Annotated in this window: 1 protein-coding gene; it reads right to left on the bottom strand. The window is 54.9% G+C overall.

Annotated elements, in window-relative coordinates; all coding sequences use genetic code 11:
* Positions 1–3233, bottom strand: a 3233-nt coding sequence (locus tag H6F43_RS05555) for an amino acid adenylation domain-containing protein (protein ID WP_190341494.1), incomplete at both ends; no start/stop codon positions are given.

Genomic DNA, 3233 nt, shown 5'->3' on the forward strand with positions numbered 1-3233 from the left:
GTCACCTCGTCCAGCATGCGGAGACGAGTGTCTTCGGGCATCAGAGCCGCGATCGCCGACCACTGCAGCCGGGAATACCAAGAAGGACGCGATCTACGCGGTGCCGCAAGCAGTGAGCCGTAGTCCAGCAGGAACGGAAGCGATGACCGAACTGCCGTCGTCAGAAGAAACTTTAGGGCATCCACTAGAGAAGGCTGGTTGGCAGGGATCGGAGCCAGCGTGTCGATAATCGCTAATAGCGCCACCGACTCTCCTGCTTGTTGAAGCTGCTGAGCCATTTCAAAGGCAACCAAGCCTCCGAACGACCAACCGCCTAACAGATAAGGTCCACGCGGCTGAATCGTCTGGACCGCCTGAATGTACTGCGCAGCCATGTCTTCGATTCGGGTCAGCGGTTGCTGCTTTGCGTCCAGACCGATCGGTTGCAGGGCATAAAACGGCTGATCCTCACTGAGCTGCTGCGCCAGTTCCCAATAGGGAAAAACGGTGCCGAAAATCGGATGAATGCAGAAAAACGGGCGCGTTGCTCCTTTAGCTTTCAGCGGCACCAGCGGCGACCAAGATGATGCCGCAGGCGTTGAACAGGCAGCAGTCTGATCTAGCAGAGTGGCTAGCTGAGCGATCGTTGGAGCCAAAAACAGCGTCGATACGGGCAATGACTGCTGGAACTGCTGCGCGATGCGATCGATCAAGCGCACGGCTAGCAGCGAATCTCCTCCCAATTCAAAAAAGTGATCGGTCACGCCAACGGATTCCACGTTTAGAAGCTGCGTCCACAACTCTGCCAGCTTTTTTTCAGTTGGCGTTTGCGGCGCAACCCACTCCGTGGTGGAACGAGGATTCTGTCTCCGCAGCGCAGTCCGGTCTACCTTACCGTTTGGCGTCAGCGGTAACGACTCCAGCACAACCACGGCAGATGGAATTAAATACGCGGGTAATTTTGCCTGTAAATAGCCGCGTAGCTCTTGAGTCGTGGAGGAGTGATTGGAATGAAAGACGACATAAGCCACCAGATGTGGATTTTCTGCGCTCAACACGATCGCTGCTTCTCGAACGGCTGGATGCTGAACGAGTGCGGCTTCAATTTCGCCTAGCTCAACTCGGTAACCGCGCAGCTTAATTTGCTCATCCGTGCGACCCAGAAATTCGATCGTGCCGTCGGGACGGTAGCGGGCACGATCGCCCGTCTTGTAGAGTTTTGAATGTTGAATTTTGAATTTTGAATGGCTATCCGCATCGTCTAATTCAGAATTCAAACTTGAGCATTCAACGGTGATAAATCGTTCAGCCGTTAAATCGGGGCGATTCAGGTAGCCGCGTGCGACACCGATCCCGCCGATGTAGAGTTCACCAGGAACGCCGATCGGCACAGGCTGACGATGCGCATCCAAAATATAAATGTGCGTGTTGGGAATCGCTCGACCGATCGTGGGTTGGGTGTCGCGGGTTTGCAGGAGCGCGATCGTAGACCAAACGGTGGCTTCAGTGGGTCCGTAGGCGTTGAAGACGCGGCGATTGGGGGCTAGCCAGCGATCGACGATTTCGGAGGAGCAGGATTCGCCAGCGCTGATGATCGTATGCAGGGCAGGCAGATTTTCTGTGAGCGATCGCAGGACCGTGGGCGGCAGCGTGACAGCGGTAATGGCGTTATTCCGCAAAAAGGCGTCTAGGGCGGCTCCCATCCGCGCGTCTTTTTGGGCGAGGTAGAGCGCAGCGCCTGCCTGAATTGCCATCGCGATTTCAAAAATTGAGGCATCGAAGCTGAGTGAAGCAAATTGCAGCACGCGATCGCTCGGTTTCAGCCGAAAAACGTCTTGCGCCTGCGCTAAATTCGCTAAGCCGCGATGCTCAATTAGCACGCCTTTGGGCTGTCCAGTCGAGCCGGAGGTATAGATCACGTATGCCAAATTGTCCGCTGCTGCCGTGCGTTTGGGATTTGCCGGACTGTGCTGAGCGATCGCGTGCCAGTCACGATCAAGGCACACTGTTTGCAGTCCGGCGGTGGCGATCGTTCCATCCGCTTGTGTAATCAGAATTGAAAGCTGCGTATCCTCCAGCATGAACGTCAATCGCTCTTGCGGATAGGCTGGATCGAGCGGTACGTAGGCTCCTCCCGCTTTCCAAACAGCAAGAATTGCCGCGATCACGTTGGGCGATGGCTCAAGGCAAACTCCCACTAGCACCTCTGGACCGACGCCCAACTGCTGCAAATAATCAGCCAGTTGGTTACTTCGAGCATTTAATTCTGCATAGGTCAATTGAACGGTTTCAAACACCAGCGCGATCGCCTCCGGCGTCTGATTTGCTTGATGTTCAAACAGGTGATGCAGACAGGGAAAAGTCTGAAGTCTGAGGTCTGAAGTCTGAGCGGGCTGATTCCATTCGATCAGCAATTGCTGTCGTTCGGGTGCGGTCAAGATTGGCAGATCTGAAAGCGGGCTATCGGGCTGCTGAATAATGCCGTCTAGAAGGGTTTGGAAGTGTCCTAGGAAACGGGCGATCGTCGCTGGCTCAAATAAATCCGTGCTGTAGGTGATCTGTCCGCGCAGTCCGGTTGGGCTTTGCCACAGGTGAAATTCCAAATCCAATCGCGTGGTGCCTATCTCAACATCAAAGCGCTCTAGCGTCAGTTCTGGTAATTTCAGCGCCTCAATCGGCGTGTTTTGCAGCGCGATCGCCACCTGAAACAGCGGATGACGGCTGAGATCGCGCTGCGGATGCAGATCTTGAACAAGTTTTTCAAACGGCAAATCTTGATGGGCGTAGGCGCTGAGTGTGACCTCTCGCACGCGATGCAGGAGCACTCGAAACGTGGGATTTCCATCTAGATTTGTGCGCAGCACCAAACTGTTCACAAAGAAGCCAATCAGGTTTTCTAACTTGCTGCGGTTGCGATTGGCGATCGGCGACCCCACGACGATATCGGTCTGTCCCGTGTAGCGATAGAGCAACGTCTGAAACGCTGCCAGCAAGACCATGAACAGAGAAACGCCTTCCTGTTGGCTCAGTGTTTCTAGCGCTGCTGTTAGGGGTTGAGACAGGACGATCGCCTGAACGGCACCCCGATAGGTTTGGCTGGGCGATCGGGGGTAATCTGTCGGCAAATCCAGCACGGGAAGGTCTTGCAACTGCGATCGCCAGTAGGCTCGCTGCGTCTCTAAAACGTGTCCCTGTAGCCACTCACGCTGCCAGTGGGCAAAATCTGCGTATTGAATCGGCAAGTCGGGTAAGGA

It is taken from the genome of Leptolyngbya sp. FACHB-36, assembly GCF_014695955.1.
Lineage (GTDB): Bacteria > Cyanobacteriota > Cyanobacteriia > Leptolyngbyales > Leptolyngbyaceae > FACHB-36.